The sequence below is a fragment of the Dietzia sp. ANT_WB102 genome (genome assembly GCF_008369165.1).
Classification (GTDB): domain Bacteria; phylum Actinomycetota; class Actinomycetes; order Mycobacteriales; family Mycobacteriaceae; genus Dietzia.
The window spans coordinates 499,260-523,469 of record NZ_VOBA01000002.1; the positions used below are offsets into that span (position 1 = coordinate 499,260).

Consider the following 24,210-nt stretch of genomic DNA (forward strand, 5'->3'; position numbering starts at 1 on the left):
GGCCTTCGGGCTCGGGCCGACGGCTGCTGTCCGCGTAAAGTCGACAGTCATGACGGGGTTCTGGGACTCAGGCGAGAAGAGCACGGCCGCGGAGCGGCGATTGCAGCGGATGGAGGAAGCCCGCCGCCGCGTGGAGGCCGGGGAGAACACTTCGCCGCCCCCACCGCCTGCTCCCCCCAAGGGAGCCCGGCCGGCGCGCTCCCCCCGCAGGGCCAAGGCCCCGACCGTCGACCCGCTCGCAGTGTCCGGCGCGCAGTTCGCAGTGTGGCGCAGCGTCCAGCACTTCTGTAGCACCGATTCGATGCCCGATGCCCGCGGCGCGAATCTCGACTTGCTGGTGGCCTGGTCCGATGCGATCCAGCCGTTCCGACTCCGGCAGCGGATCGTCGCCCGCCTGGACAGCGAGGGCGCGTGGTTACCGGTCTGCTACGCCAAGGACGGCGCCCGCGAGTCCATCACCCAGGCCCAGGCGGAGCGCTACAGGGAGGCCCGGCTCGGCGATACCACCCTGTCCGGCGGGGCCCAGAAGCCGCTCAAGGACTCCGACCACCCGAACGAGACGATCGCCCTGTAGGCAGTCCGGTCGCGCACCCGCCCACCGTCGCCGGGCAGGGGAGTGACGGTTACGGCTCGAGGATCACCTTCACCGCGCCCTCCTGCTTCTTCTGGAACATCTCGTACGCGCGCGGCGCGTCGGCCAGGGGAAGCCGATGCGTGGCAAAGTCGTCGACGCCCAGCGGATCGTCGTCGGTGAGCAGTGGCATGATCTCCGGAACCCACCGCTTGACGTTGGCCTGGCCCATTTTCAGGGTGATCTGCTTGTCGAACAGCGTCAGCATCGGCAGGGGATCGGCCGTGCCGCCGTATACACCCGAGAGCGAGATGGTTCCGCCGCGGCGCACGATGTCGATGGCTGAGTAGAACGCACCGAGACGGTCGACACCGGCGTGCTCCATCATCTTCTTGCCGAAGATCTTCGGCATCAGGCCCACGGCGGCCTGCGCGGCGCTCGCGACCGGCGATCCGTGCGCCTCCATGCCGACCGCGTCGATCACCGAGTCGGGTCCGCGGCCGTCGGTCATGTCGCGGATGACCTCGCCCAGATCTCCGGGGAGGTGGGTCGGATCGAGGACCTCGATGCCCCGGTGGGCCTGGCGTGCTCGGCGCTCGGGGACCGGGTCCACGCCGATCACTCGATGTCCACGGTGGGCGGCGATCCGAGCGGCCATGTCACCGATCGGGCCGAGGCCCAGCACGACGACCGTCCCGCCGTCGGGGACCTCCGCGTACTCCACCGCCTGCCACGCGGTGGGGAGGACATCGGACAGGTAGAGGTAGCGGTCGTCGGCGTGCTCATGGGGCACCTTGATGGTGGTGTTCTGCGCTTGCGGGACCCGCAGGTACTCGGCCTGGCCACCGGAGACGCTGCCGTACAGCTCGGAGTAGCCGAACAGTGCCGCACCCATGCCCTGATCTCTGACCTGGGTGGTCTCGCACTGGGTGTTCAGGCCCTTGCCGCACATGTAACAGTGCCCGCAGGAGATCTGGAAGGGCATAACGACGCGGTCACCGGGCGTGAGGCCACTCGCCTCGGCACCGACCTCCTCCACGATTCCCATGGGTTCGTGACCGAGGATGTCGCCCTCGTTCATGAAAGGGCCCAGCACCTCGTACAGGTGTAGATCAGATCCGCAGATGTTGGTGCTCGTGATCTTGACGATCGCATCGGTGGGTTCCTGGATCTTGGGATCAGGGACATCCTCGACGCGGACGTCGCGCTTGCCGTGCCAGGTGACTGCCTTCATACGCCGGCCCCTCTCTGGTCGTGCCATGCGCGTTCACGCATGGCACCGACCGTAATTACGGCGGGCGCAGTCCGCATCCGGTAGGCGAGCGTTCGTCGTGGCTATGCAGGCTCGGACCGCGGTCAGCTGCGACTCGATCTCATCCGGGTTCCAGGCGAGGGCGCCAGATAGGCGAATCTGCATCGGAGCACCCCCGCCGAGCATCGTCGCGTCGTGGGCATTCGATTCGACGATCACCTCGGTGGCGGTCGCAAGCCTGCTTCCCTCGCTTCTGATGCAATCGTCATGAGCGCATTTTCCGGTGCGATCGCGGTGATTTTGTCGCCGTAGTCGTCGATCCGCCCAGCCAGATCCCCCAAATCTACGGGAGAGATGTGGAGCGGCTTGGTCAATGCGCGCCCGGCACCGAGTGCATTGCGTCATTACGCCGGTTGAGACCACCCGGTCGGGGCTCGCTTGAGCTGTGGTTGCACTCGTCGTCGGTCTCCGTCCCGCCTGGCAACGGTGGTGGCCATCTCGTCGTGAGATCGTTCCGTGCGAGTTGTGCGACGCGCACGAACCCCCCGGGGGGTTCCGTTCCGGTCCACGCCAAAGCTAGAAATCTGCGACTCCACCCCGGATAAAGTAACTATCATTCAGATCGGATAGGTCGGTTTCCCGGCCCCGTAGATGGTTGGTGACCATGAGTAGTCCTCCCAACGGGCCCGGTTGGGGCGCCGACGAGTGGGTGCAGGCCCCGTACGGCGGGCCTGCGCAACTCCCGCGCCGGAACTCCCTCGTGTGGGCGATGGGGGCGCTCATCGTGGTGCTACTGATCGCCCTTGCAGGCGTCGTCGGGTATCTCCTCGCGGCCGGTGACGATCAGCCGACGGCCGCGTTCGCGCCACCCTCGTCAACCGAGGCGCCGTCGGCCGACGCTCAGACACCAACGCCGGGGTCGTCCGAAGAGAGCGCACGAGTCGGGTCGGTCGGTGGCGTCGCATGCGACCCGGACGAGATTGCGGACGACGCGGGAATCGACCGGCGAAACGTCAATGTCGACCGGTGTCTGGGCGACTGGGCGCTCGCTCACGTCTACGTCCCGCCAGGGGAACCGGCTGGCGACACGCAGTACATCGTCAGCCGTCTTGATGGGGCGTGGAGCCGATACACCAGCATTCCTTCGAGCGTCTGCAGGGATGACGCCGAACGCGACGGTATGCCCGGCGAACTGTTGACGCTTCTGAATCAGTGCCCGCGGTTGTCGGGAGCGACGGGAGACCTGGGACTGTCTACGCCCATGACGAGGCCAGCCTGCGATGGTCGCGGGATCGTTGTTCTGTTCTCGGCCGTCACACCGGGGGCCTACGCACAGGAGATCGCGTCCGCATTGGACGTGAATCCTGGAGCCTCGTATCTACGCACTGACATGGCGTGTCCGTCGCTGCGTTCGCGGGACGAGAACGGGAACGTCATCTATGCGGTCTACCGACCGTCCGGTTACACACGCCAGGAGTTGTGCCGTGATGTGCGCGCGGCCGGGCCGCCTGCCTACGGGCGGTGGCTTGACACCACGAGCGACCCGTCCGACCTTGTCGTCTGCTGACTCCGCGACGGGCCGTCTGGGGTTAGCGGATCAGTAGCGGGATGTGCTGCTCCGCGGGGGTGTTGGCTCCGTGGTGGCCGAGCAGGGAAGACTCCATTCTCTCGGCCTGCGTTCGGGCGAGGATCACGCCGCCGGTAGCGATGGCGATCACATCTCCGAGGCGGCTGGCGTGGTCGCGGTCGGGGCCGAAGAGATGTTCGTCCAGGGCCTGGTCTCGACTGATGACTCGGGCGCGGTCGGCCAACTCAGAACGCCACGCCAGAAGGACGTCGCCGGTCGATCCCGGCCGGGAGTAGACGTGGCGGACGCGAGCCTCGCCGGCCACGGACTCGACACCAGCGAGCAGCGCCGGCGTCGTGTCGATATCGACGACAGTCTCAGCGGTGACCATTCCGTGGTCCGCTGTCAGGAGGAACCTACAGTCGCGGGGGAGGTCAGTGGCCAGATCTGCGACGAATGCGTCCACGTCGCGAAGGGACTGCAGCCACTGAGAAGATCCAGGACCGTGTATATGACCGATGAGATCGAGGTCGCCGAAGTAGCCGTAAGCAAACCGTCGGTTGCGCGACGGTCGGCTGAAGGTGTCGAGGACGCCACGCCGGATCTCGTCAAGGGAGTTCGCTGGTCGGTAGTCGCCGTGGGCTCGGAAGGCTGCACGGGTCAAACCCGAATCGCGGAAATCCTCTCGCATCACGTAGGTCACGTCGACTCCGTCATCGGCGAGCAGTTCTAGGAGGCTGGGCTGCTGCTGGACCTGGCGAGGTGGGAAACGATCCATCGCCGAGGGGCCGCCCGCGGACTCGAGCGTCCACCGGAGCGGATTGAACGACGTCGGCGGCCCCCCGGAATCGTCCGAGAGGCGGAAGCTGTATCCCACGATCCCGTGCTTCGAGCACGGTGCACCTACTGCGAGGCTCGTCAGGCTCGTGGCCGTGGTCGCGGGAAAACCCGCAGAGATAATGTGGCGGGTCATCCCCGCGAGGGTGGGAGCCTCGTCGGCGTAGTGGCGGATAAGTTCGGCGCCCAAACCGTCGATGAGTACGAGCACCGCGTCTTTCGCCGGTGCTATATGCAGTGGGTTGCGTTGGTCTGTGCCCAGCGCGGAGGCGATGGAGGGCATGACATCCGCCAGGGAGTGTGCGGTCGGTGCGGTGGGCAGCTGAGTCATCCCTTCACCATCCTCCATTCAGCGTGGCGTCGGGCCGGACTCGGGCGACGCCGGTAGTCGACAGGGGAGAACCACGATTCTTGTCAGGTCAGAATGGTGGTGGGTCGATGAGTTCGTCGAGGTGGTCGTGGAGGAGGGTTCGGATGCCCTTTTCGATGTCGCTGTGGTGGGGTGTGTTGCGGGCCCACCAGCGACTGACGGTGTTGGGGCTGGTCTGGTTGGCTGCGGGGTCGTTGTTGCTCGTGCCTGAAGTGGGCGCGGGTGCGGTGCGGGCGTGTTCGGTGCGGGCGCGTTCGGTGCGGTGGCGGGTGGCGCGGCGGGACCAGAAGGTCGGCTCGGCGTCGGTGGGGTCGGTGTCGGTGGGGTCGGGGTTGCGGGGTTGTTGGCGTTGCCATGCCTGGGTCTCGGCATCGGCCTGCTCGCGCCGGTACTGCGCCAGCGGCCCGCAGGGGCGGGTGCGCATGGTGGAGCCGTCCGGGGTGGTCACGTGCAGGGTGCCGTCGGGCGCGAGGGTGTAGCTCCAGTCGGAGAATGTTTTGAACCGGTGATGGCGCCGGCACAGGCACACCAGGTTGCCTTCGACGGTGTGACCACCACGGTCGGGGTCGGCGTGGTTGAACGGGGCGGCATGGTCGAGGTCGCAGTGGTCGGCCGGCACCGCGCAGCCGGGGTGGCGGCAGGTGCCATCGCGCAACCGGATCCGGCGGGCCAGCGCGGCGCCGGGCCGGTAGGTCAGGGCGGCCCGGGCGTCGTCGGCGGCGCCGATACCGGGATCGAGGCGCTCGAGGCTGGCGCCGTCGCTGGCGGCGAGCAGGTCCAGCAACGCCTGCAGGGCGGCCTGACCGGTGCGGGTGAACTCCACCCGCACCCCACCCTCATCGCGGGCATCATTGCCGGTGGCGATGACGGTGACCTGCGGCCGCAACGGCACCAATCCCACACCAGCAGCACCGCCGGCGCCGGGTCGACCGGCAGCGCCGGGGGGACCGGTGAGGCCGGTATCGCCACAGAGCAGGGACATCAGCGCATCCGCGCGACGCTCGGCCAGGGAATAGTCCTCGTCCTTGTCGCGGGCGGCGCCGTCGTCGCCGGCGGTGGCCGCATCAACGTTGGCGGCGGTGTTGGCCCGGGCTTGGGCGTCGGCGTACTTGTGGTCGGCCACGCGGTGGTCCAGCGCCTCGGCCAGCACGGCGGCCTCTTCGGTGGCCAGTGTCGCCGACACACTCGACATCCCGTCGATGCCTTTGTGGAACCGCACGCCCCGGGTGCGCGCGGCCTCCCGGCGGCGCAGGCGCAGACCGTCGGCGTCGTAGCGGGCGATGATCGCATCAACGTTGCCGCGGACCGCTTTCTCCCCCAACCGGATCCCGCCCTCGATCGCGGCGAGGTAATCCTCCACGACCTGCTGCTGCACCAACTCCAGCACGTCGACGTGGACGGTGGCCATCTGCGAGGCCAGCACCTGCGCGGCACGCTGATCGAGCCGCCCCGCCGACAGCGCGGCCAGCACCGCCGGATACCGGGTATGCAGATCGAACGCGAAGGTGATCATCGCCTCGGCCCGCCTAGTCGAGACCGCCATCACCGCCACCACATACCCGACCGCCACCTCGACCGGATCGACCACCGCATGCCCGGGCCGACACTCACCCGCCCCCACCCCGGACTCCTCCTGACGCTGACACTGGCGAAACAACTCGTAACAGGCCACCAACCGCTGCGCCGCCGCCCGATTCTCCGCCATCCACCCCGCACGCACGTCCGCACGCAGGCCAGCTAATGGACTCGACGAGAACGACGACGACGAGGGGGACGAGGTACTGGTTGCGTGATCAACGTTGTCTCCCACGAGTCCAGCCCCTCCGGTGCCGCCGTTGCCCTATCGAATGGGTGTTCTATTCTACGTGCGGGGGTCCGATACGGCAAGGGTGAACAGCGCCTGAGATTAATGTCAGCCCATAGTGGGCTTTGACGGTCGATGGGGCTATAACGCCTGAGTAGACACCGCCCACTTCGACCGGAAGTATGATGCACTCTTCCTAACGGTTTGGGGTGGATGCCCCGCGAAGTTCAACCTCGGAGGCGTTCCATGTCCAAGTTCCTCACGTATGCCGGATCACTCGCTACCGCACTTCTCGTCGTCTCGGCGGGAAGCGCAGCAGCCCAGGGTTCAGGAGCCGCCGGCTCGAACTCTGTTCCCGGATCGATGGAATCCAAGGGGGGTTTCTTGGGCCAGGTCGGAGAATTGGCCCCCGCTTCCGTCACGGGTTCTCTGCCCGGCTACGCCACCGGGCCGCTGGGGTCCGCCGCCACGCTTATCTGCAACGTCGGTTCCGCGGCGGGCGCCGCCGCCACCGTTATGGGGGCGCCAATGCAGGTGCCTGTCGGCATCATCTGCATGGCTCTGAACCCGGCCGCTGAGTCCGCGGATGCCTTGCTCCAGGGGGACGTCGAGGGGTCTGTCAGCGCAGTGCTCGCGGGTGTGCCGCTGGTTGGCGCCTCGCTCGAGGGCCAGGTCGATACCGGGTCCGCCACGGAGTCTGTAGAGGGCTCGGTGGGTGAGCGGCTGGGGTCACTTGCCGAGACCTCGTTGTCGCCGCAGAACTGACCCCGATCCCGGCTCCCGAGTATCGGAGCCTTGTATCGCGACTGCGGCTGGGCCTGACACAGTCGCGGCTGGACCTACCGCTGGCTCCGGCCGAAAGCGTGCGGCTCGATCGCACCCATCACGGCCTCGGACGTCCCGGGTACCGGGGTGCGGGCCGGCGCGACGAGCAAGTGCATCCCGAGATCGCCGGGCTCGTGCGGGTATCGACCGACGAGCTCGACGACGGCTGGGTCGTAGAACACCGCCAGGCCCACGCGCAGGCCGTCGATGCGCACCATGTGCAAGGACCGGTGCGGGTTCGCCGACCAGTCGGACAGGGACGCCTCGACCTGCGTCGGGGTCGTGCCCCGCAGCCCCCAGTAGGCCGAACCAGGGTGATCGAACCAGGCGTGGAGGGTGTGGACGGTGTCGGCGTCGAGTGTCAGGGACTCGAGAGTGACCAACCCGGCGGGAGAGTGGAAGGTGCTGGTCCGGGTGGAGCTGGTGCAGGTGAGGTCGGTATAGGTCTGTGCGTTGGTGGTCATCGTGCCTCCTGATGCCGGGCAGCGGGAGCGCCGAACTGCTGGAACCCGATCGAGGACTCGATCGGGTAGACCTCGCGGCCGCAGATGCCGCGCAGGATGATGCTGTTGCGCATGGCGCCCATGCCCAGGTCAGGGGCGGTGAGCCCGTGGGTGTGCTCCTCGGCGTTCTGGACGTGGATGAACGCGTGCGCTCGATCGACCGTGTGGTCGCGGGTCACGCGGTAGCGGCCACGCTCGTCCCGGTCGATCTCGTCGGCGATCCCGTCGAGGAATCGCGGCGGCGTGGGGGAGTAGCCCGTCGCGAGGACGAGCCCCTCCGTGTGGTGGGTCCACGGCCTGCCTGTGTCGGTGCAGTGCAGGTCCAGGCGAAGGGCGGCACCGGTGGTGGGGTCGGCCTCCCGGCTGGCACCGTCGAGGGCGGTGGCGGCCGCCAGCAGCCCGGTGTCCAGGCCCTGCACCGAGCGGCGGTATAGCAGGTCGTGGATCAGGTTAATCAGCTCGGCGTCGATGCCTTTGTACAGGGAGCGCTGCTCCCGCAGCATCCGGTCTCGTCGGTCCGGGGGCAGCGCGTGGAAGTGGTCGATGTACTCCGGCGAGGTCATCTCGAGCGTGAGCTTGGTGTACTCCATCGGGAAGAACCGCGGCGAGCGGGTCACCCAGTCGATCCGCGGGCCGGCCGCCCCGGAGGCGAACAGCAGATCGTGGTAGATCTCCGCAGCCGACTGGCCACTACCCACCACGGTCACCGACCCGAGTGAGAGCAGATCTTCCCGCCGGTGGAGGTAGTCGGAGGCGTGGAGAGCCGCAGTGCCGCCACCGTCGAGCGGGTCCACCTCGATCGGCGTCCAGGGCGTGGTGCCGATCCCCAGCTCCAGGTGCCGGGCGCGATAGTTCTCGGTGCCCTCGGAGGTGATGGCGGTGACCCGGTAGACGGAGGACTCGTCGTCGCCCTCCTCCTCCCTTTGGACATCGACCACCTCGCGTCCCCATCGCACGCCGCGGACCCGGTCCGCGGCCCATCGACAGTAGGCGTCGTACTCCGCACGGAGTGGTTGGAAGTCTTCCCGGATGTAAAAGGGATATAGGCGCCCAATCTCTTTGAGGTAGGCGAGGAACGAGTACGGCGATGTGGGGTCGGCCAACGTGACCAGGTCGGCGAGGAACGGCACCTGGATGCTGGCATCGTCGAACATGAGCCCGTGGTGCCAGGCGAAGCCGTCGCGGGCATCGAGGAAGACCGCGTCGAGACCGAGTGGTTCGGACAGGCAGGCCAGGCCGAGGTTGAACGGCCCGATACCGACGCCGAGCAGGTCGTGGACGTGCTCGGGGTGCCGGGACCTCCGGGCGCGGGGGGCGCTCGCGCTCATGTCAGCACCCCCGCGGTCGTGGCCTGTCGCATCCCCTCGGCGAGGTAGCTCGCGGCGTCGCGGACGTCGGCCAGAACGGCGTCCACGTCGTCGTCCTCCAGGTTCGGATCGAGGACCGTCAGCTTGAGACTGGGCCGGCCGTCCACGACCGTCGATGCGACGAGCGAGCGCCCCTCCGCGAATAGCGCGTCGCGGACGGGGCGGACGAGGGCATCGGCCTCGTCGTCGGTAACGGGACGGTCAGGCGCGGTCACCGCGGGGCGGGGACGGAACAGCACGGTCGACAGGTCGGGGCGGCGCACCAGTTCGAGTTCCGGGTCGGCGTCGATCGTCCGTCCGATCCGGGCGGCGACGTCGATCGCCCCGTCCAGCAGGCGCCCGATGCCGTCGGCGCCCATCACCCGCAGCGTCATCCACAGTTTGAGAGCGTCGAAACGGCGGGTGGTCTGCAGGGACTTGTCCACGGCGTGGTCCTCGCCGTCGGCGGGGTTGAGGTAGTTGGCGCTCACGGTGGAGTGGCGGAAGCCCGAACCGTCGCGTAACAGCAGCGCCGAGGCGGCCACCGGGAGGAAGAAGGTCTTGTGGAAGTCCACCGTCACCGAGTCGGCGAGCTCGATCCCGTCGAGCAGGTCCCGGCGCGTGGGGGAGACCAGGAGCCCGCCGCCGTAGGCCGCGTCGACGTGCAGCCAGACGTCGTGGCGGCGACAGATCCCGCCGACCTCCCGCAGAGGGTCAATCGCTCCGTGGTCGGTCGTACCGGCGACGGCGACGACCGCCGCGACCTCGTCCCCGGCGTCGGCCAGTGCGGACAGGGTCCGGTCTAGGGTGGCGGGGTCCATGCGATCGCCGTCGCCGGGCAGGGTGATGACGGCGTCCGGGGCGAGTCCCAGCAGGCGGGCCGCTTTGATCACGCTGAGGTGCGCGTGTTCGCCGGTGACGATGCGCATCCGGGACAGTCGGGCGCCGCGGTCCGTGTCCCGACCTGCAACCCGGCGCCCGGGGGCCGGTCGGGCGAGACGGTCCTCGCGGGCGGTGAACAGGCCCTGCAGGTTGGAGGCGGTACCGCCGGTGGTGAAGACGCCGTCCGGGCGAGGGGCGGCCGGGCCGGAACTTGAGGTGACGCGGGAGTGCCGAGGGGTGACGCCGAAACCGATGAGGTCGGTGACCCAGTCGACGAGCTTCTGTTCGATCAGACACGCCGAGGTGCCCTGGTCCCATGTCTCCACAGCTGTATTGATAGACGTCGCGAGTGCCTCTGCCGCCACCGCCGGGATGGTGATCGGGCAGTTGAGGTGGGCGAGGTAGCGCGGGTGGTGGTAGCCGACCGCGTGGTCGAGGTAGAGCTCGCGGACCTCCTCGAGTGCCTCGTCCAGCGTGCCCAGTGGCGAAGTGAGATCGACGGCGGCGTCTGGGCGGCCAGCGTCGACCGCGACGCGGACGAGCGCGGGGCGGTCCGACTGTCGAGATACAGGCTCACCTCGGCGGCCGCGGCAGCCAGGGCGGCAGCGTGGTCCTCCCGGTTCCGGCTGCTCAGCAATGAATCGTAAACAGGGACTCCGACCTACTCGGGGACAGTGGCGCAGCCGAACGCTATGCAGGTTAGCCTTACCTAAACAATAGCGGGGTGGGATGAATCACATTCCGGGGCAAGTGGAGTGGAAACCTCCCGCGGAACTATTGCGCTGGGCGCCCGGGTGTCGCTACGGTAACGTTCGCTAAGGTAAGCCAAGCCTAAGTCGCTCGGGTTGGTTTCATACCGGGCGACGATTCACACCAGACGGAGCCCCCCATGACCGCACCCGCTGCACGATCCCGGCTGACGCTCGACGGGCCCGACGACCCGGCGCGCCCGCGGGCCCGGGCCATCCTCGTGGTCCTCGCGGCATTCGCACCGCTCCTGGCCGTGCTGTTCGGGTGCTCGACCGGCGCAGTCGGCGACAGCGGGGAAGGCGGCGCGGGAGGCGAGGTGAAGCGGCAGGGCGATTTCCCCCGCACCATCTCGCATGCCTACGGCGAGACCGAGATCGCCGAGGCGCCTCAGCGGGTGGCCACGATCTCCTGGGTCAACGCCGACGTCTCCTTGGCGCTGGGTGTGGTTCCGGTGGGTATGCCCCGCAACTCGTTCGGCGCCAACGCGAACGGATCCACCGACTGGTTCGACGCGGAACTGGAGGAGGTCGGCGGTGACATGCCTACGCTCTACTCGGAGACCGACGGGATCAACACCGAGGCGATCGCGGCCCTCGAGCCCGACCTAATCCTGGGTGTCTACTCGGGAATGACCGCGGAGGAGTACGAGACCCTCTCCAAGATCGCTCCCACCATCGCGATGCCGGAGGGTGACGTCGCGTTTGGCACCGCCTGGCAGGACTCGACCCGGCTCATCGGCGAGGCCCTCGGGCGTTCCGATGCGGCCGATGAGCTCATCGCCGACGTCGAGGGCCAGATCCAGCAGGTCGTCGCCGACAGCCCGGGCATCCGCGACACGACCTTCATCTACGGCACCGTCGACCCGGACGCCGCGGAGAAGATCTACGCCTTCACCGACGTCGACAACCGGCCCCGCTTCCTCGAACAGCTCGGGATGGTGCAGGCACCTGTCATCGCCGAGGCCTCCAGCGGATCGCCCGACGAGTTCGCAGTGACCTGGTCGCCCGAGCGCGCCGACGAGCTGGTCTCCGACATCCTCGTCACCTACGCCGCGTCCCCGGAGGTACGCCGGGCCATCGAGGCGGACCCGCTGCTCGGACGCATCCCCGCTGTCGAGGCAGGGCGGATGGTCGTCCAGACCGATGAGCAGCAGGTCCTCTCGATCTCCGCCTCCTCGCCGCTGAGCCTGCCGTGGGCGCTGGAGAACGTCGTGCCCGACATCATCGCGGCTGCAGATCGGGCCTGACGCGCGTGACCAGCTGCGCGATGAGCACCGCGCCACTCGCCCTCCCGGCGGGCGGGCCGGCGGTGCCGGCGGTGCCGGCGGTACCGACCGTGCAGGGGCGCCGCCGTGTCGTGATCGGCGCGGTGATCTCGTCGACGTTGCTCGTCGTGGGCGTGGCGCTGTCGTTATTCGTGGGAGCGCGAGCCGTCGACCCGGCGGTGGTGTGGTCGGTGTTGGCGGCGCTCCCCTCGCGGGTGCTCGCCGGTGACCTCACGGCCACCCTCGCCCCCGGGTCGGGCACAGGGATGGACGAAGTTGTGGTGGCCGCCCGGGTTCCCCGCACGATCACCGCGATCCTCGTCGGCGCCGCGCTAGCGGTGGCGGGCGCCGGGCTCCAGGGCGCCACCCGCAATCCGCTCGGCGACCCGGGCCTGCTCGGGCTGACCGCCGGCGCCGCACTCGGCGTCGTGCTGGGGCTAGCCCTCGTGCCCGCCGCGGGCCCGTCAGCTGTGGCGTTGTTCGCGGTCGCCGGCTCTCTCGCCGCGGGCATGGTGGTGGTGTGTGCCGGCCGGCTCGGCGCCGACTCCGGCACCGGACTCGTCCTCGCCGGGGCCGCCGTCACCGCGGGATGCACCGCGGTCACCTCATCCCTGGTCATCGCACTCCCCGGCGTTCTCGACCGGTTCCGCTTTTGGGGCCTGGGCTCAGTATCCCGCGCGTCCGCGCCCGAGATCGGTGCCGCCGCGCCGTTCATCCTGCTAGGGCTCGTCCTCGTCCTGGCCGGCGCGGCCACACTCGACGCCCTCGCGCTCGGCGACGACCTGGCCCGCGGGCTGGGAGTGGGACCCGTCGTCGGGCGTGCCGTCGTCCTGGCAGGTGTGGTGGTCCTGTCCGGGGTAGCCACCGCGATCGCCGGCCCCATCGCCTTCCTCGGACTGCTGGTTCCGCACCTGTTGCGGCGGCTGGTGGGGGTGGGCAACCGCGTCGTTCTGGGCCTGTCGGTGATCGTGGGGCCAGTGGTCCTGCTGTTCGCGGACACGGTCGGGCGTGTGGTCGCCCCGCCCGGAGAGATCGCCGTCGGTGTCATGACCGTGGCGATCGGTGTGCCGTTCCTCATCGCCCTGCTCCGCGCAAACCGGGGGGTGGGCGGCTCGTGAGCCCCGACGTCCTCGAACGCGCGGCCGACCCCGCCGGCGTGGAGCTCGCCGAGACCGGGCAGGTCGTCCGCCACCTGTCGGTCCGCCGGCGCAAGCACGCGCTCCACGTGATCGTCGGGCTCGGCGCCACCCTACTGGCGGTGATGGCGGCGCGCGTGTTGCTGGGGCGCTACACGGTGACCATTCCCGACTTCGTCGCCATCCTCGGCGGTGCGACGATCCCCGGCGCCACGTTCGTGGTCATGGAGGACAAGCTGCCGCGCGCGGTCCTCGGCGCGCTCGCCGGTCTGGCGTTCGGCGCGTCCGGGGCGCTGTTCCGTCGCGTCCTGGGAAACCCCCTGGCCAGCCCCGACATCCTTGGCATCTCGCACGGGGCCTCGGCGGGGGCCGTGGCGGGGATGACGCTGTGGGGACTGCGCGGGGTCGGGGTCGTGCCCGCCGCGCTGCTCGGGTCCGCCGCCGCGCTCGCTGTCGTCCTGGCGGCCTCCGCGGGACGGCACACCGGCATCGTCGGCCAACGCTTCCTGCTCGGTGGTGTGGCGGTGGCAGCGCTCGGCACCGCCGTCGTCACTCAGCTCATCGCTCGGCTACCGCTGACCGGAGCGCAGGAAGCGGCCGTGTGGACCGTCGGGTCGTTGTCCGGGGCGTCGGGGGAGCGCATCGCCTGGCTCGCCGTCGCGCTGGTGGTGTTGCTCCCGCCGGGCATGTGGCTGCACGCCGCTCTCCGGCCCGCCGAGCTGGGGCCCGAGCTCGCCGTCGGACTCGGATCGCGCCCGATCCCCACCCGCGCCGCCGCGCTCGGGGTGGGGAGCCTGCTCGCCGCCGTCGCGACGGCCGTGGCCGGCCCGCTCGCGTTCGTCGCTTTGTTGTCCACCCCTGTCGCCGCCGCGCTCGGTCGCGGGCGGCCTCACATCGGGGCGGCCGCCCTGACCGGCGCCGTGATCGTCGTGGCCGCCGACATCGTCGCCTCCGAAGCCCTCGGCACCGTCGACCTGCCCACCGGCGTGGTGACCGGTGCCCTCGGTGCCCCCGCCATGCTGTGGATCCTCCTGCGCTCGAGAAAGGTGGCCTGATGAGCATTCCCGCGCCCGCCGCGTGCGTGACCCCGGTCCTGCCCATGGACCTCGGACCCGGTCCCGACGCCGCCTTCCGCATGCGCGGCCTGACCCTGGGCTACGGTGCCGAACCGGTGATCCGGGACCTCGACCTGGACTTCCCCGTCGGACGGACCACCGTGCTCATCGGGGCCAACGGCTGTGGCAAGTCCACGATCCTGCGCGCCCTGGGGCGACAGCTGCGCCCGCTATCCGGGTCGATCGAGACTGACGGTCGCAGACTGTCCGAGGTCAGCGCCCGCGAGCACGCGCGGTCCGTGGCGTTCCTGCCGCAGTCCCCGCTGGTGCCGGAGGGACTCACCGTGGCCGAGCTTGTCGCGCGCGGCCGGCACCCACACCGTCGGTGGTGGGGAAGGGGCGACGACGACGACACGGCCGTCGCCGAGGCTCTGACGATGACCGGCACCGCCGAATTCGCCCATCGACGGGTCGACGAGTTGTCCGGCGGCCAACGGCAACGCGTCTGGGTCGCACTAGTGCTGGCACAGGAAACTCCGACTCTCCTGCTCGACGAACCGTGCTCGTTCCTCGACCTGGCGCACCAGCTCGACGTGCTCGATCTCGTTCGCGATCTGCCGCTGCCCGCCGGCCACTGCGACCACGGTACCGGCCGCCGCACCGTGGTGGCGGTACTGCACGAACTCGGCCTAGCCGCGCGGGTGGCCGATCACCTGGTGGCGGTCGCAGAGGGCGGCGTGGTTGCCGCGGGCCCACCCGACCAGGTGATCACCCAGGAGACCTTGCGTCGCGTGTTCGACCTGGACGCCGACATCATCACCGACCCGGCCACCGGCCACCCCGTGGTACTCCCACGGGGACGACGGAAGAGGACCACATGACAGCTGTATCCGTAGAGGCGCCGATCGTCGTCTCGCAGACCCGCGTCATCGATGCCCGCCCGCTGGGTGAGTCATATGTCCGCCTCGTGGTGGCCGGGCCCGAGCTACTGCGGTGGTCCGCCGACGTGGTGGACCCGGGCACTGTCCGTGATGCCTATATCAAGGTCATCGTGCCCCCGACGGGCGGCGGCGGCGCGATCCCCGACGCCGACGCGATCCGCGACTGGCTCGCACTGCCCGAGAGTGAACGCGGCTGGATGCGCACCTACACCGTCCGCCGCGCGGACACCGTCGCGCTGGACGGGGAACACGTTCCCGCACTGACGGTGGACATAGTGGTCCACCCCGGTCGCGACGAGGGGCCGGGATCAGCCTGGGCGCGGTCCGTACGGCCGGGCGACATCGTGCACATCGCCGGCCCCGGCCGCGGTCACCCGCCGTGGGCGGCCTGGGCGCCCGGCCGCGCCGTGCGTGTCGTGTGCGCCGGTGACGAGACCGCTGCGCCGGCGCTGCTGGCAATCGCCGAGGAACTCGCCGCGGAACAGTCCGCGGCTGGCTCGGTGTCGGGCGGGGCGGTGACACGGCGTGAGGTGCAGATTATCGTGGAGGTGCCCACCCGCCGCGATGCCGTGGAACTGGCAGAGGGCGCCCCCGACTTCGTCACCGTGCTGCCGCGAGAGGGGGAGCCCGGCACCGCGGTGGCCCGTCGCCTGGCGGGCGTGTTGGATCTGGGCGAAGGGTGTGTGCGAACCGTCCTGGGTGGGCGCCGACCCGCAGAGCGCGAGTGGCAGCCGGCGACCGCGGTCTCCGCGGGCGAACCCTACGTCTTCCTCGCCGGGGAGGCGGGGCTGGTCCGGGCGATGCGCCGCCTCGCCGTGGACGCCGCCGGAATCCCCAAGGGGGCCGTGGCGTTCATGGGCTACTGGCGGCGCGGCGTCGCGGAGTGCTGACCGGTCCTAGGCGCCACGGTCGGCCGGAGGGTACGACGGGTCCCGCAGTGCCCTGAGGACGTGCGGGTAGTGCGAGCCGGGGAGACGGTTACCGATGGGATCGAAATGCAGGTTCTCGTCGTCGTCCTCCCACGTGTCCACCGTCAACCGGCCCAGCGTCTTCCACTTGCCGAGCGGGGTGGCGTGTTGGAGGGTCCACGTGCCGCCCTCTGCCGTGGGGAACGCCGCCAGCAGGAGCGGGCGACCGGCGATGAGCACCGGAAACATGGACGTCATGGTGCGGCCCATCGTGCGCCACCCCGTGGTGAGGACGTACCGGCTCAGCGGGCCCGTGCCGGTGCTGGCGAGGAGGATATCCACCGGCCGGTCGGCGTGGATGCGGACGGCCATCCCGCCGATGTCGGGTAACGCGTCCGGAAGGCCCACCGCGCGGGAGAATCGGATCGTCGCAGGCCAGCGGCCCGTCACATCCAGCAGGGACGACCCGGTGCGTCCGACCCCGGCCACGCTCAGTGTGGCCTCGGCGATCACGCCCTTGGGATGCAGCGCCTTCGGGCGCGCGAGTCGCGCCACCGCGGCCACGGCGCCGATCGCGGACCCGGCCAGGCTGGACAGCGGGGCCGAGCGCAGCGCGACCTCCTTCGACTCCTTCGTGGTGGGCAAGAGAGCGGAGGACTCGGATATGGGGCCCGCTGCGGCGTCGTCGCGGACGGCATTCCGGGTGCGTCGGGACATGGCCCCACGATACGCAGCGGTGGGCAGCACGGTTTCGTGTTCAGTCGTCGACGCCGCGGGCGGCCAGTGCGTCGCCCAACTGGTCGGCGGTGGTCAACGCTCCGAGCACGGTAGGCACAACGAGCGCCCGGATCGACATGCCCAGCCCGCGGGCCTTGCGAGCCTCGGTGACCTGGCGCAATTGGCGCGCCAGCAGGGGGATGGCCCGGATGGTGAGCACCAGCACGAGAGCGATCCGGTCCGGCGAAACGCCGATATGCCGCAGTGGCTGCGCCGCGCGCGTCACCGCATCGAGCATGTCCGAAATGCGGGTGGTCAGCGCGACCAGTCCCGCCACCATGATCGCCACCAGTAGTGCGCCGCACACGCGCAGGGCCGTGTCGAGGTCGGCGACGATCCACTGCAGCACCAGGATTGCGATGAGCATGGGCACGACCGGGCGGACCTGCTCCCAGGCGGCACGTGGGCGGATCCGGCCGACCGCATACAGGATCGCGGTGAGGCCGAGAGCGGGCAGCACCTGCCACGGTTCACGGATCATGAGGGTCGCGGCGAGGATGAAGATGCACACCAACAGGACCTTCAGGCCAGCGGGTAGTCGGTGCAGGAGCGAATCCCCCGGCTGGTAGGTGGCGAACACCTAGGCCCCCGGAGAGTGGTCGGGATCCGAACCCGGACACCGATCCGAGCCCGAGCGCGGTCCCGAAGTCAGCGCGATGCGCCGGTAGCCAGCCAGCGCGGGTCCGGGGGCGTCGTCGATCACCACGCGGCCGCCATCCACGACCACCACGCGGTCGAAGTCGGCCACCAGGTCCAGGTCGTGAGTGACCACCACGAGCTGCTGCTCCAGCCCGGCGAACGTCTCGGCCACCAGCGCGCGGTTACGCAGATCGAGCAGGGTCGTCGGCTCGTCGGCGACGATCACGGCGGGTTCGATCACCAACACCGCAGCCAGCGCCAGTAACTGCTTCTGTCCCCCGGACAGGAGATGGCACGGATGATCGGCATGGTCTGCCAGGCCATAGGCCTCGAGCACCTGAGCCACTCGTCGTCGTCGTTCCTCCCGGTTCAACCCCGACCGGCGCAGGGAAAAATCCACGTCCTCCGCTACGGTCGGCATGACGATCTGGGTGTCCGGATCGGTGAAGCAGAAGCCCACCCGCCGACGGATCTGGGCGCCCTTTCGGCGGGTGTCGAGACCGCCGATGGTCACCTTCCCGGAGGTGGGGACGACGAGACCGTTGATCATTCGCGCGAGCGTGGACTTGCCCCCGCCATTAACGCCGACGATGCCGATGCGCCGCTCGGTGAGCGTGAGGTCGACGTCGGCGAGGACGGTCCGGTCACCGTAGGCGTGGCCGACCCCGTCGAATCGGATCTCGGTCACGCCGAGGTGACGCGCTGCCTGCGCAGCGGGGCGATCAGACCGGGGCGGGCCTTGTGGACCTGCACCGCGACAATCGCCGTGACGACTGCCTTGAGCAGATCTCCCGGGAGGAACACCGTGTTGGCGGCAACAGCACCGCCGAGCGTGAGTTCGGTGCGGATGAGCATTCCCGCGACACCGAAGGCGTAGATGACGACGATGCCGCCAAGAATGTTGATGAGTAGTCCGGGGATGAGCCGGTATCGCGGCATGAACCACGCCGTGAGCAGGCCGATGACGATCACTGCCGGGATCCACCCGATGAGGAAGCCTGCCGTGGGGCCGGCCAGGGAGGTCAGTGTCGTGCGTCCGCCGGCGAGCACGGGCAGCGCGAGGCCGATGATCATCACCGCCAGCACGGACAGGGCGCCCTTGCGCCACCCCAGGAGTGAACCGGTCAGCATCACGCCGAGGGTCTGCAGCGTGATGGGCACGCCTGCCGAGCCGATGCTGATCTGGCCGGGTAGGCCGAGGACCACGATGAGGGCGGCGAAGACCGCGATCTGGGCGAGGTCTCGCGTGGCGCTGCGGGCCGGGGCCCGGTCGACGGGGATGCTCAACTGGACTCCTTGACAGGCGGGGGGGCTGCCGGGTGGCGCCCTCGTGCTCCATTGTCGCGCCTGTCACGTCCGCGCGGGTAACCGGGTTGTCGGCCCCGCTGCGCTCCCGGAACCGATCCGCTCGCCCACGCACTCACCTAAGGTGATGTGGATCACCTTCAAGGTCTGGGGGATGGTGATGAGACGAACCCCGCGTGGACCCGGCGAGCGCCTCGCCCGACTGCTCGCCGTCCTGCTGCTCGCGGCGCTGGTGCCCGGGCTGGCCTCCCCGGCGGTCGGCGTCGCGCAGCCGGTTGCGGCGTACCTGGACGTCCCCGTAGACAATGCGGACGGCGAGTACGCCGGAGGGCTCGCCACCACCATGACTTCCGACGTGGGCGAGCTCCGAGCCGCGCTCGACGCCGCGAGAGCCGCAGGTGTGGACCCCGGGCGCTACTCGACGCTAGCGCGCCAGTACTGGCTGGCCGTGGGTGCGGAGAACGCCCAGATTGACCTTGACCAATGGGAGCCGGCACGGGGTTTGGCGGCGAACCTCGGCACCGTCGACAAGGTGTACATCAACTACCTACGGCTCTACAACTCCCACGACGGGTTTTGGTGGCCCGGAATGGCAGGTCTCGCCGGGATGTCGTTCGCGGCCGGTTTCTGGGACCTCGACGACATCGGGGAGGTGCTCACCGTGCCCGGGGTGCACGAGGCGGGGCTCGGGGTCGGGGGAGCGATGGCCGGGCTGCCGTGGGAGCTGGCACGCGAGATGCCACGCGACGTACACCTGCTGGCGACGGTGGGGCCGACTCTGCAGCAACCCGACGTGGACTGGTACCTGCACCGACTGCTGATCATGCAGCGCAACATCTTCATGGACATGGTGCCGGTACACGAGGCCTACGCGGCCGAGGGGCTGTCGGCAGTCGAGGAACTCGCCGCGGGTGGGACGTACGACGACTACGCACTCGATGCCTGGCGGATGCTCGACGGGGGCAGTGAGGAAGGCCGGTCGGAGGCGCTGCTGCGGCTCGCGTCCCGAGAGCAGAATCAGATCATCGCCGACCAGTGGGACGCCACCGCAGCTGCTCGCGCTGGCGTCGGCAGGGTGCTCACCTACATGACCACCGTCGGCGGCGCACCGGACATCCCCGGCGCCTCCTCGCTCGGCGAATTCCGGCCGCTGACCGTCCGTGCGGACGTGAACGGCCGACCTACAGCACTGCGCGCCCCCTTGCCGGCGTTCAACTGGGCCGATCGAGAACCACGGTGGGAGTACATCGAGCACGATCTCGTGCCCGCGTTCAGGTCGCTGGTCCGCGACCGGCCCGCCGAGGCGGTGCGCTATTTCGGGGTGGAGTTCCATCCCAGGGCCGAGCAGAACCGGATCCTGGTGCGTCTGCCGGAGTTCATCGGCCAGATGACCACGGGGTGGGTCGTCGACACCGGGTAAGCCTTGACGCTGGATAAACACAGCTTCAAAGGCCGACCGGCGGACGTGTGGCGGTCGAGCGCGGCGTGTGCCCCTTCCGCGCGGCGGTGATGAAGGTAGTCCTTGTACATGCCTCGTGTTATCCCCGCTCACCCCGTCTACGGTCATCCCACCGAGGAGAAGGTGGTGGACCTCCTGCGCGACCAACTCTCCGACGACAGCCTCATCGTGGTGGGGCAGCGGGTGTCGACCGGCGAGAAGGAACACGAGGTCGACATCCTGGTGGCGATGCCCGGCGCGGGGATCGTGGCGATGGAGGTCAAGGCCGGGCAGATAGAGATCGAGGACGGGCTATGGGTGCAGGGCAGCGGCTCCAAGAGGTTCACGATCGACCCGGTCACTCAGTGTCGTGACGCCCTCTACGCAGTGCGGGGGTACGTCAGCGCTGACCCGCGGTGGCCCGAGCGTCGCCAGCGTTGGACTCACATGCTGGTCTTCCCGAACGCCTCGATTCCCGACGATTTCGCTAGGCCGGAGATTCAACGTAATCGGATCGTGGACCGCGGTCAGCTCGACGAGCTTGCGACGATCGCCTACCGGTTGTCTCGCGAGGCGGGGCCGACGGACCGCCCGTTCCTGTCAGCGGACACTGTCGACCGGCTGGCGGAGATCCTCGGGGGTCGGGGTCTGCCGCAACGAGACGTGGTTGCTCGTGCCGCCGAGAATGCCGATATCGCCGACGCCCTCACCCGTGAGCAGTCCGTGCTGTTGCGGGCGGTCGATGCGCTGCCGAGGGTGGAGATCCGCGGTGGCGCCGGTAGCGGCAAAACCTACCTCGCGCTGGAACAGGCTCGACGGTTGTCGAGGGACGGGAAGCGGGTCGCGTTGATCTGCTACTCGCACGGGTTGGCGAGCTACCTCAAGCGCGTGACGAGCGGATGGAAGCGACGGGAGCAACCCGCGTATGTGGGTGAGTTCCACGCACTGGGCGTGGAATGGGGAGCGCCAGCGGGGCCGGACGAGCGGATCCGGTCGACGGAGACGGTGCGGTGGTGGGAGGAGGAACTGCCCCTTCTGATGTCAGACTTGGCCGACGAGCTGCCCGACGGCAAGAGATTCGACGCGGTGATCGTGGACGAGGCCCAGGATTTCGCTGACAGCTGGTGGCCGCCTGTGGTCGGGGCACTGCGCGATCGGGAGAACGGTCGGCTGATGATCGTCGGGGACGTAGGCCAGAGCGTCTTCCAGCGTGCCGGCCGCCCGCCCGTCGACCTGGTGCCGCTCGTACTGGACCACAACCTGCGTAACACCCGGCAGATCGCCAGTGCGTTCATGCCACTGGCCGGCCAGCGGATGGAATTGCGCGGTGGTATCGGGCCGGCCGTCCGGTACGTGGACGTCCCGGAGGGTGCGGACCCGATTGCGGTCGGCGACGACGAGGCGATGCGGTTACTCGACGAGGGCTGGGAGCCCCGCGACGTGGCATTGTTGACCATCGGCTCGCGACATCCGATGCAGGTCGAGCTGCAGGAGGACGGAAACGACGCCTACTGGGAGACGTTCTGGAGCGGGGACGACATCTTCTACGGTCACGTGTTGGGCTTCAAGGGCCTGGAGCGGCGGGCAGTCGTCCTGGTGTGCAACGGGTACAAGGGAATCGACCGTCTCCGCGAACGGCTTTATGTAGGGCTGTCACGGGCCACGGATGTGCTGGTGGCTGTGGGGGAGGTCGAGATCTGAATCGCTAGAGAGAAGCCGAGTCGCCCCGGCCTCGCATGAGGCCGGGGCGACACTGCGTTCGCGAGGAGCAGATCAGTTACTCACGTCGGACGAGCCCTCGACGATCTCCGGCTGCTCAGCGCGCTGGGTCCCGTGCGAGACGGCGATCTTGCGGGGCTGCGCCTCCTCGGCCACCGGAATGACGAGTCGGAGGACACCGTCGGTGTAGTCGGCTTCGATCTTGTCGGTGGCCAGCCCCTTGCCGAGTGCTAGCTGGCGGGCGAACGTGCCAGCTTGGCGCTCGTGCATGAGCCACTGCGCATCACCCTCGACGGGCGCGGGGCGTTCGGCGCGGACGGTCAGGGTGCGGTCCTCCACATCGATGTTGATGCTCTCGGGATCCACACCGGGCATATCGATCAGCCCGATAAACCGGTCGTCCTCTTTGTACAGGTCCATCGGCAAGGAGGTCGCCCCAGTGGCGGTGCGCAGCCCCTCTCCGAAGAGGCGGTCGAGCTCACGGAACGGATCAAAGCGGTTACTGGTGGCCATTGAAGGTCTCCTTCAGGACTGGTCGGGAGCGCCCAGTGTTTTTGGGGGGCGCATCCTGAACAACGACTACGCATAGTTGAGTATTCCCGACTCAGGTTTCGCTTTCGGCTGCTCATCCGCGCTCCTGGTGGGCTTGGCCCCGGCTCAGCTCCCCATGCCGGTGCGCCTGACCTGATTCGACGGTCTGGTTTACATCGTGCGATAAAGTAATTCTCTACTGCGGGCATCCGGCGACGCAGCGACACATCAGGACTCGCCTTGACCCATAACCAGCCCCCCGGATGGACCGGCCCCCCGAACTGGGACTCCCCGCCCACCGAGCAGTTCAGCCCCGTACCCCCGGAGCCGCCCCAGCGGCGCGGGCCGACCACCGCGTTGATCGTGTCGTTGGTCCTGAGCTCGGTCCTCCTGCTTGGTTTCTTGATCGCCGGCGCGATCGTCTTGGCCCCTCGGCTCACGGGCACGCCGGCGGTCCCGGCAACCTCGACGGTCTCCGCGACCGTCACCGCCCCCGCGGCGCCCGACGCTCCGCCCAACGTCCAACCTGTGCAGCCCGCACAGGGGGATCGGCTTGCTGGTGCTTACGAGTGCATGTCCAGGGGCGCGGGTCAGTACACCGCGGTGGCGGTCGGGTCATCGGTAACCTCCTGTGAATTCGCCCAGGTGGTGTGGTCGCAATACGTACTAGCAGGAGGAAGCGGTCAGTCTATGACGGTGAATGCGTACAGCCCGGTAACCGGAAAGAGCTACGCGATGTCGTGCGTCGGTGGGTCGGTCGTGACCTGCACGGGCGGCAGCAACGCAGTCGTCCACATCTACTGATGGTGCCGGGGTCACGTAGACGGGCGGTGGGGGCGCTCGGACTGGCGGCCCTCACCGTGGTCGGGTTGGCAGGCGGCGGGTGCGCAGTGCTCCAGCCCACGGGCGGCGCCCCGCAGGTCGTGGTGACAGAGACCGTGGCCACCGTGTCCGGAGTTCCTGTCCAGGGTGGGGTGGACTCTCCCGGGGTTCTCGTCGAGACCCCCGCCGAGCTCTTACCCCGGTCGTCTCCGTCGACAGCGCCGATGGATCTCGAGGCCGTCACGGGTGCTGTCACTGTCACGGCGGGAATCGCCGTCGCACCGGTCGGTGGCGGCCAGATCAGGGAGGCGGGCGCCTGGCGGACCGGGGTCGCCTGGTCGACGATCAAGATCCCACTGGCTGTCGCCGTGGCACGTACCGACCCGCAGGCCGTTCTGCACAACGCTGCTGCCATCACCGTGTCCGACAATCAGGCGGCGGAGAGCCTGTGGGAGCGCCTGGGCGGGGGCGCGGTATCGGCCACTGCAGTCGGCAGACTCCTCGCCGAGGGCGGGGACGTGAGCACTGAAGTGCCCTCGGTCCCGAGTCGCCCCGGATACTCCATCTTTGGTCAGACCCGGTGGTCGTTGGTCGATCAGACACGGTTCGCCTCCGCGCTGCCCTGCTTGCCCGGCGCGGAGCAGGTGATCGACCTCATGGGTCAGATCGCTCCCGACCAGCGCTGGGGGCTCGGGCGGCTGCCCGGCGCCCGGTTCAAGGGTGGATGGGGCCCTGGGGAAAGTGGTGGCTACCTGGTCCGCCAGTTCGGAGTGGTGCGCGCCGCGGGGGGAGACGTCGCGATCTCTCTGGCGGTCGACGCCCCGTCCTTCGGGGAGGGGACCGCGGCGATAACGACAATGGTGGACGCGATCGCGCCGCACCTGGCGTCCATCCCGGGCGGAGTGTGCTGATGGGAGAAGCCGCGTAAGAGACAGCAACTCAGTCGGGGCAGACAGGAGGGCGCCCAC

23 protein-coding genes are annotated in these 24,210 nt (G+C 69.2%); 12 read left to right on the forward strand and 11 right to left on the reverse strand.

What is annotated here, in order from left to right; genetic code table 11:
- The first annotated feature begins 49 nt into the window (after positions 1 to 49).
- On the forward strand, positions 50 to 574 hold the full coding sequence (locus FQ137_RS13995; protein WP_149293201.1) for a hypothetical protein: 525 nt from the start codon (positions 50 to 52) through the stop codon (positions 572 to 574).
- 49 nt (positions 575 to 623) lie between these two features.
- Here FQ137_RS13995 and FQ137_RS14000 read toward each other — a convergent pair whose 3' ends face one another.
- A complete protein-coding gene (locus tag FQ137_RS14000; RefSeq protein ID WP_149293202.1) occupies positions 624 to 1,805 on the reverse strand; it encodes a zinc-dependent alcohol dehydrogenase in 1,182 nt (393 codons plus the stop codon).
- A gap of 682 nt (positions 1,806 to 2,487) precedes the next feature.
- Between FQ137_RS14000 and FQ137_RS15605 the strand changes: the two genes are divergently transcribed.
- The gene (locus FQ137_RS15605) at positions 2,488 to 3,390 is read left to right on the forward strand and encodes a hypothetical protein (protein ID WP_255584372.1); all 903 of its coding nucleotides are present in this window, start codon (positions 2,488 to 2,490) and stop codon (positions 3,388 to 3,390) included.
- A 22-nt stretch (positions 3,391 to 3,412) separates the two neighbouring features.
- Here FQ137_RS15605 and FQ137_RS14010 read toward each other — a convergent pair whose 3' ends face one another.
- Both FQ137_RS14010 and FQ137_RS14015 read right to left on the reverse strand, forming a co-directional pair.
- On the reverse strand, positions 3,413 to 4,558 hold the full coding sequence (locus FQ137_RS14010) for an alkaline phosphatase family protein (RefSeq protein ID WP_149293203.1): 1,146 nt from the start codon (positions 4,556 to 4,558) through the stop codon (positions 3,413 to 3,415).
- Between the two features lie 88 nt (positions 4,559 to 4,646).
- Positions 4,647 to 6,302 carry an HNH endonuclease signature motif containing protein gene (locus FQ137_RS14015; protein WP_149293204.1) on the reverse strand — a complete coding sequence of 552 codons (1,656 nt, stop codon included), beginning with the start codon at positions 6,300 to 6,302 and terminating at the stop codon, positions 4,647 to 4,649.
- 345 nt (positions 6,303 to 6,647) lie between these two features.
- Here FQ137_RS14015 and FQ137_RS14020 point away from each other — a divergent pair, with 345 nt between their 5' ends.
- Entirely contained in the window at positions 6,648 to 7,166 is a 519-nt protein-coding gene (locus FQ137_RS14020) for a hypothetical protein (RefSeq protein ID WP_149293205.1), read from the forward strand.
- A gap of 74 nt (positions 7,167 to 7,240) precedes the next feature.
- On the opposite strand, the gene FQ137_RS14025 is transcribed toward FQ137_RS14020, so the two are convergent.
- The 3 genes from FQ137_RS14025 to FQ137_RS14035 are packed head-to-tail and all read right to left on the reverse strand — an operon-like array spanning position 7,241 to position 10,439.
- Positions 7,241 to 7,690 carry a GNAT family N-acetyltransferase gene (locus FQ137_RS14025; protein WP_149293206.1) on the reverse strand — a complete coding sequence of 150 codons (450 nt, stop codon included), beginning with the start codon at positions 7,688 to 7,690 and terminating at the stop codon, positions 7,241 to 7,243.
- Positions 7,687 to 9,057 carry a lysine N(6)-hydroxylase/L-ornithine N(5)-oxygenase family protein gene (locus FQ137_RS14030; protein ID WP_149293207.1) on the reverse strand — a complete coding sequence of 457 codons (1,371 nt, stop codon included), beginning with the start codon at positions 9,055 to 9,057 and terminating at the stop codon, positions 7,687 to 7,689. The genes FQ137_RS14025 and FQ137_RS14030 overlap by 4 nt, the downstream gene beginning before the upstream one ends.
- Positions 9,054 to 10,439: an aspartate aminotransferase family protein gene (locus tag FQ137_RS14035; RefSeq protein ID WP_370452406.1), complete on the reverse strand. Its 1,386-nt coding sequence runs from the start codon at positions 10,437 to 10,439 to the stop codon at positions 9,054 to 9,056. The genes FQ137_RS14030 and FQ137_RS14035 overlap by 4 nt, the downstream gene beginning before the upstream one ends.
- Between FQ137_RS14035 and FQ137_RS15610 the strand changes: the two genes are divergently transcribed.
- The 6 genes from FQ137_RS15610 to FQ137_RS14060 all read left to right on the forward strand — a co-directional run bounded on the left by FQ137_RS15610 (position 10,350) and on the right by FQ137_RS14060 (position 15,993).
- Complete coding sequence (locus FQ137_RS15610; protein ID WP_255584374.1) at positions 10,350 to 10,604, forward strand: hypothetical protein; 255 nt, start codon at positions 10,350 to 10,352, stop codon at positions 10,602 to 10,604. The genes FQ137_RS14035 and FQ137_RS15610 overlap by 90 nt on opposite strands.
- A 242-nt stretch (positions 10,605 to 10,846) precedes the next feature.
- On the forward strand, positions 10,847 to 11,953 hold the full coding sequence (locus FQ137_RS14040) for an iron-siderophore ABC transporter substrate-binding protein (RefSeq protein WP_149293208.1): 1,107 nt from the start codon (positions 10,847 to 10,849) through the stop codon (positions 11,951 to 11,953).
- Positions 11,954 to 11,973: 20 nt separating this feature from the next.
- Positions 11,974 to 13,089, forward strand: a complete 1,116-nt coding sequence (locus FQ137_RS14045) for an iron ABC transporter permease (RefSeq protein ID WP_149293209.1) — start codon at positions 11,974 to 11,976, stop codon at positions 13,087 to 13,089.
- On the forward strand, positions 13,086 to 14,162 hold the full coding sequence (locus FQ137_RS14050) for an iron chelate uptake ABC transporter family permease subunit (RefSeq protein ID WP_149293210.1): 1,077 nt from the start codon (positions 13,086 to 13,088) through the stop codon (positions 14,160 to 14,162). Before FQ137_RS14045 ends, FQ137_RS14050 begins: the two co-directional genes overlap by 4 nt.
- A 44-nt stretch (positions 14,163 to 14,206) precedes the next feature.
- Positions 14,207 to 15,043 (forward strand): ABC transporter ATP-binding protein, encoded by an 837-nt coding sequence (locus tag FQ137_RS14055; protein ID WP_149293323.1) that lies wholly within the window; start codon positions 14,207 to 14,209, stop codon positions 15,041 to 15,043.
- The gene (locus FQ137_RS14060) at positions 15,040 to 15,993 is read left to right on the forward strand and encodes a siderophore-interacting protein (protein WP_149293211.1); all 954 of its coding nucleotides are present in this window, start codon (positions 15,040 to 15,042) and stop codon (positions 15,991 to 15,993) included. Before FQ137_RS14055 ends, FQ137_RS14060 begins: the two co-directional genes overlap by 4 nt.
- Positions 15,994 to 15,999: 6 nt before the next feature.
- Here the strand turns inward: FQ137_RS14060 and FQ137_RS14065 are convergent, their stop codons facing one another.
- The 4 genes from FQ137_RS14065 to FQ137_RS14080 are packed head-to-tail and all read right to left on the reverse strand — an operon-like array spanning position 16,000 to position 18,714.
- Positions 16,000 to 16,728 carry a phosphodiesterase gene (locus FQ137_RS14065; protein ID WP_255584375.1) on the reverse strand — a complete coding sequence of 243 codons (729 nt, stop codon included), beginning with the start codon at positions 16,726 to 16,728 and terminating at the stop codon, positions 16,000 to 16,002.
- A gap of 40 nt (positions 16,729 to 16,768) precedes the next feature.
- The gene (locus tag FQ137_RS14070) at positions 16,769 to 17,368 is read right to left on the reverse strand and encodes an energy-coupling factor transporter transmembrane protein EcfT (RefSeq protein ID WP_149293212.1); all 600 of its coding nucleotides are present in this window, start codon (positions 17,366 to 17,368) and stop codon (positions 16,769 to 16,771) included.
- Positions 17,369 to 18,115 carry an energy-coupling factor ABC transporter ATP-binding protein gene (locus FQ137_RS14075; RefSeq protein WP_149293213.1) on the reverse strand — a complete coding sequence of 249 codons (747 nt, stop codon included), beginning with the start codon at positions 18,113 to 18,115 and terminating at the stop codon, positions 17,369 to 17,371.
- A complete protein-coding gene (locus tag FQ137_RS14080) occupies positions 18,112 to 18,714 on the reverse strand; it encodes a biotin transporter BioY (RefSeq protein WP_149293214.1) in 603 nt (200 codons plus the stop codon). Before FQ137_RS14080 ends, FQ137_RS14075 begins: the two co-directional genes overlap by 4 nt.
- Before the next feature lie 145 nt (positions 18,715 to 18,859).
- On the opposite strand from FQ137_RS14080, the gene FQ137_RS14085 reads away from it, so the two are divergent.
- Both FQ137_RS14085 and FQ137_RS14090 read left to right on the forward strand, forming a co-directional pair.
- The gene (locus FQ137_RS14085; RefSeq protein ID WP_255584376.1) at positions 18,860 to 20,152 is read left to right on the forward strand and encodes a hypothetical protein; all 1,293 of its coding nucleotides are present in this window, start codon (positions 18,860 to 18,862) and stop codon (positions 20,150 to 20,152) included.
- Between the two features lie 108 nt (positions 20,153 to 20,260).
- Positions 20,261 to 21,871: an NERD domain-containing protein gene (locus FQ137_RS14090; RefSeq protein WP_149293215.1), complete on the forward strand. Its 1,611-nt coding sequence runs from the start codon at positions 20,261 to 20,263 to the stop codon at positions 21,869 to 21,871.
- Positions 21,872 to 21,943: 72 nt separating this feature from the next.
- Here the strand turns inward: FQ137_RS14090 and FQ137_RS14095 are convergent, their stop codons facing one another.
- Complete coding sequence (locus FQ137_RS14095) at positions 21,944 to 22,402, reverse strand: Hsp20/alpha crystallin family protein (RefSeq protein ID WP_149293216.1); 459 nt, start codon at positions 22,400 to 22,402, stop codon at positions 21,944 to 21,946.
- A gap of 821 nt (positions 22,403 to 23,223) precedes the next feature.
- On the opposite strand from FQ137_RS14095, the gene FQ137_RS14105 reads away from it, so the two are divergent.
- On the forward strand, positions 23,224 to 24,153 hold the full coding sequence (locus FQ137_RS14105) for a hypothetical protein (RefSeq protein ID WP_149293217.1): 930 nt from the start codon (positions 23,224 to 23,226) through the stop codon (positions 24,151 to 24,153).
- Positions 24,154 to 24,210 lie beyond the last annotated feature (57 nt).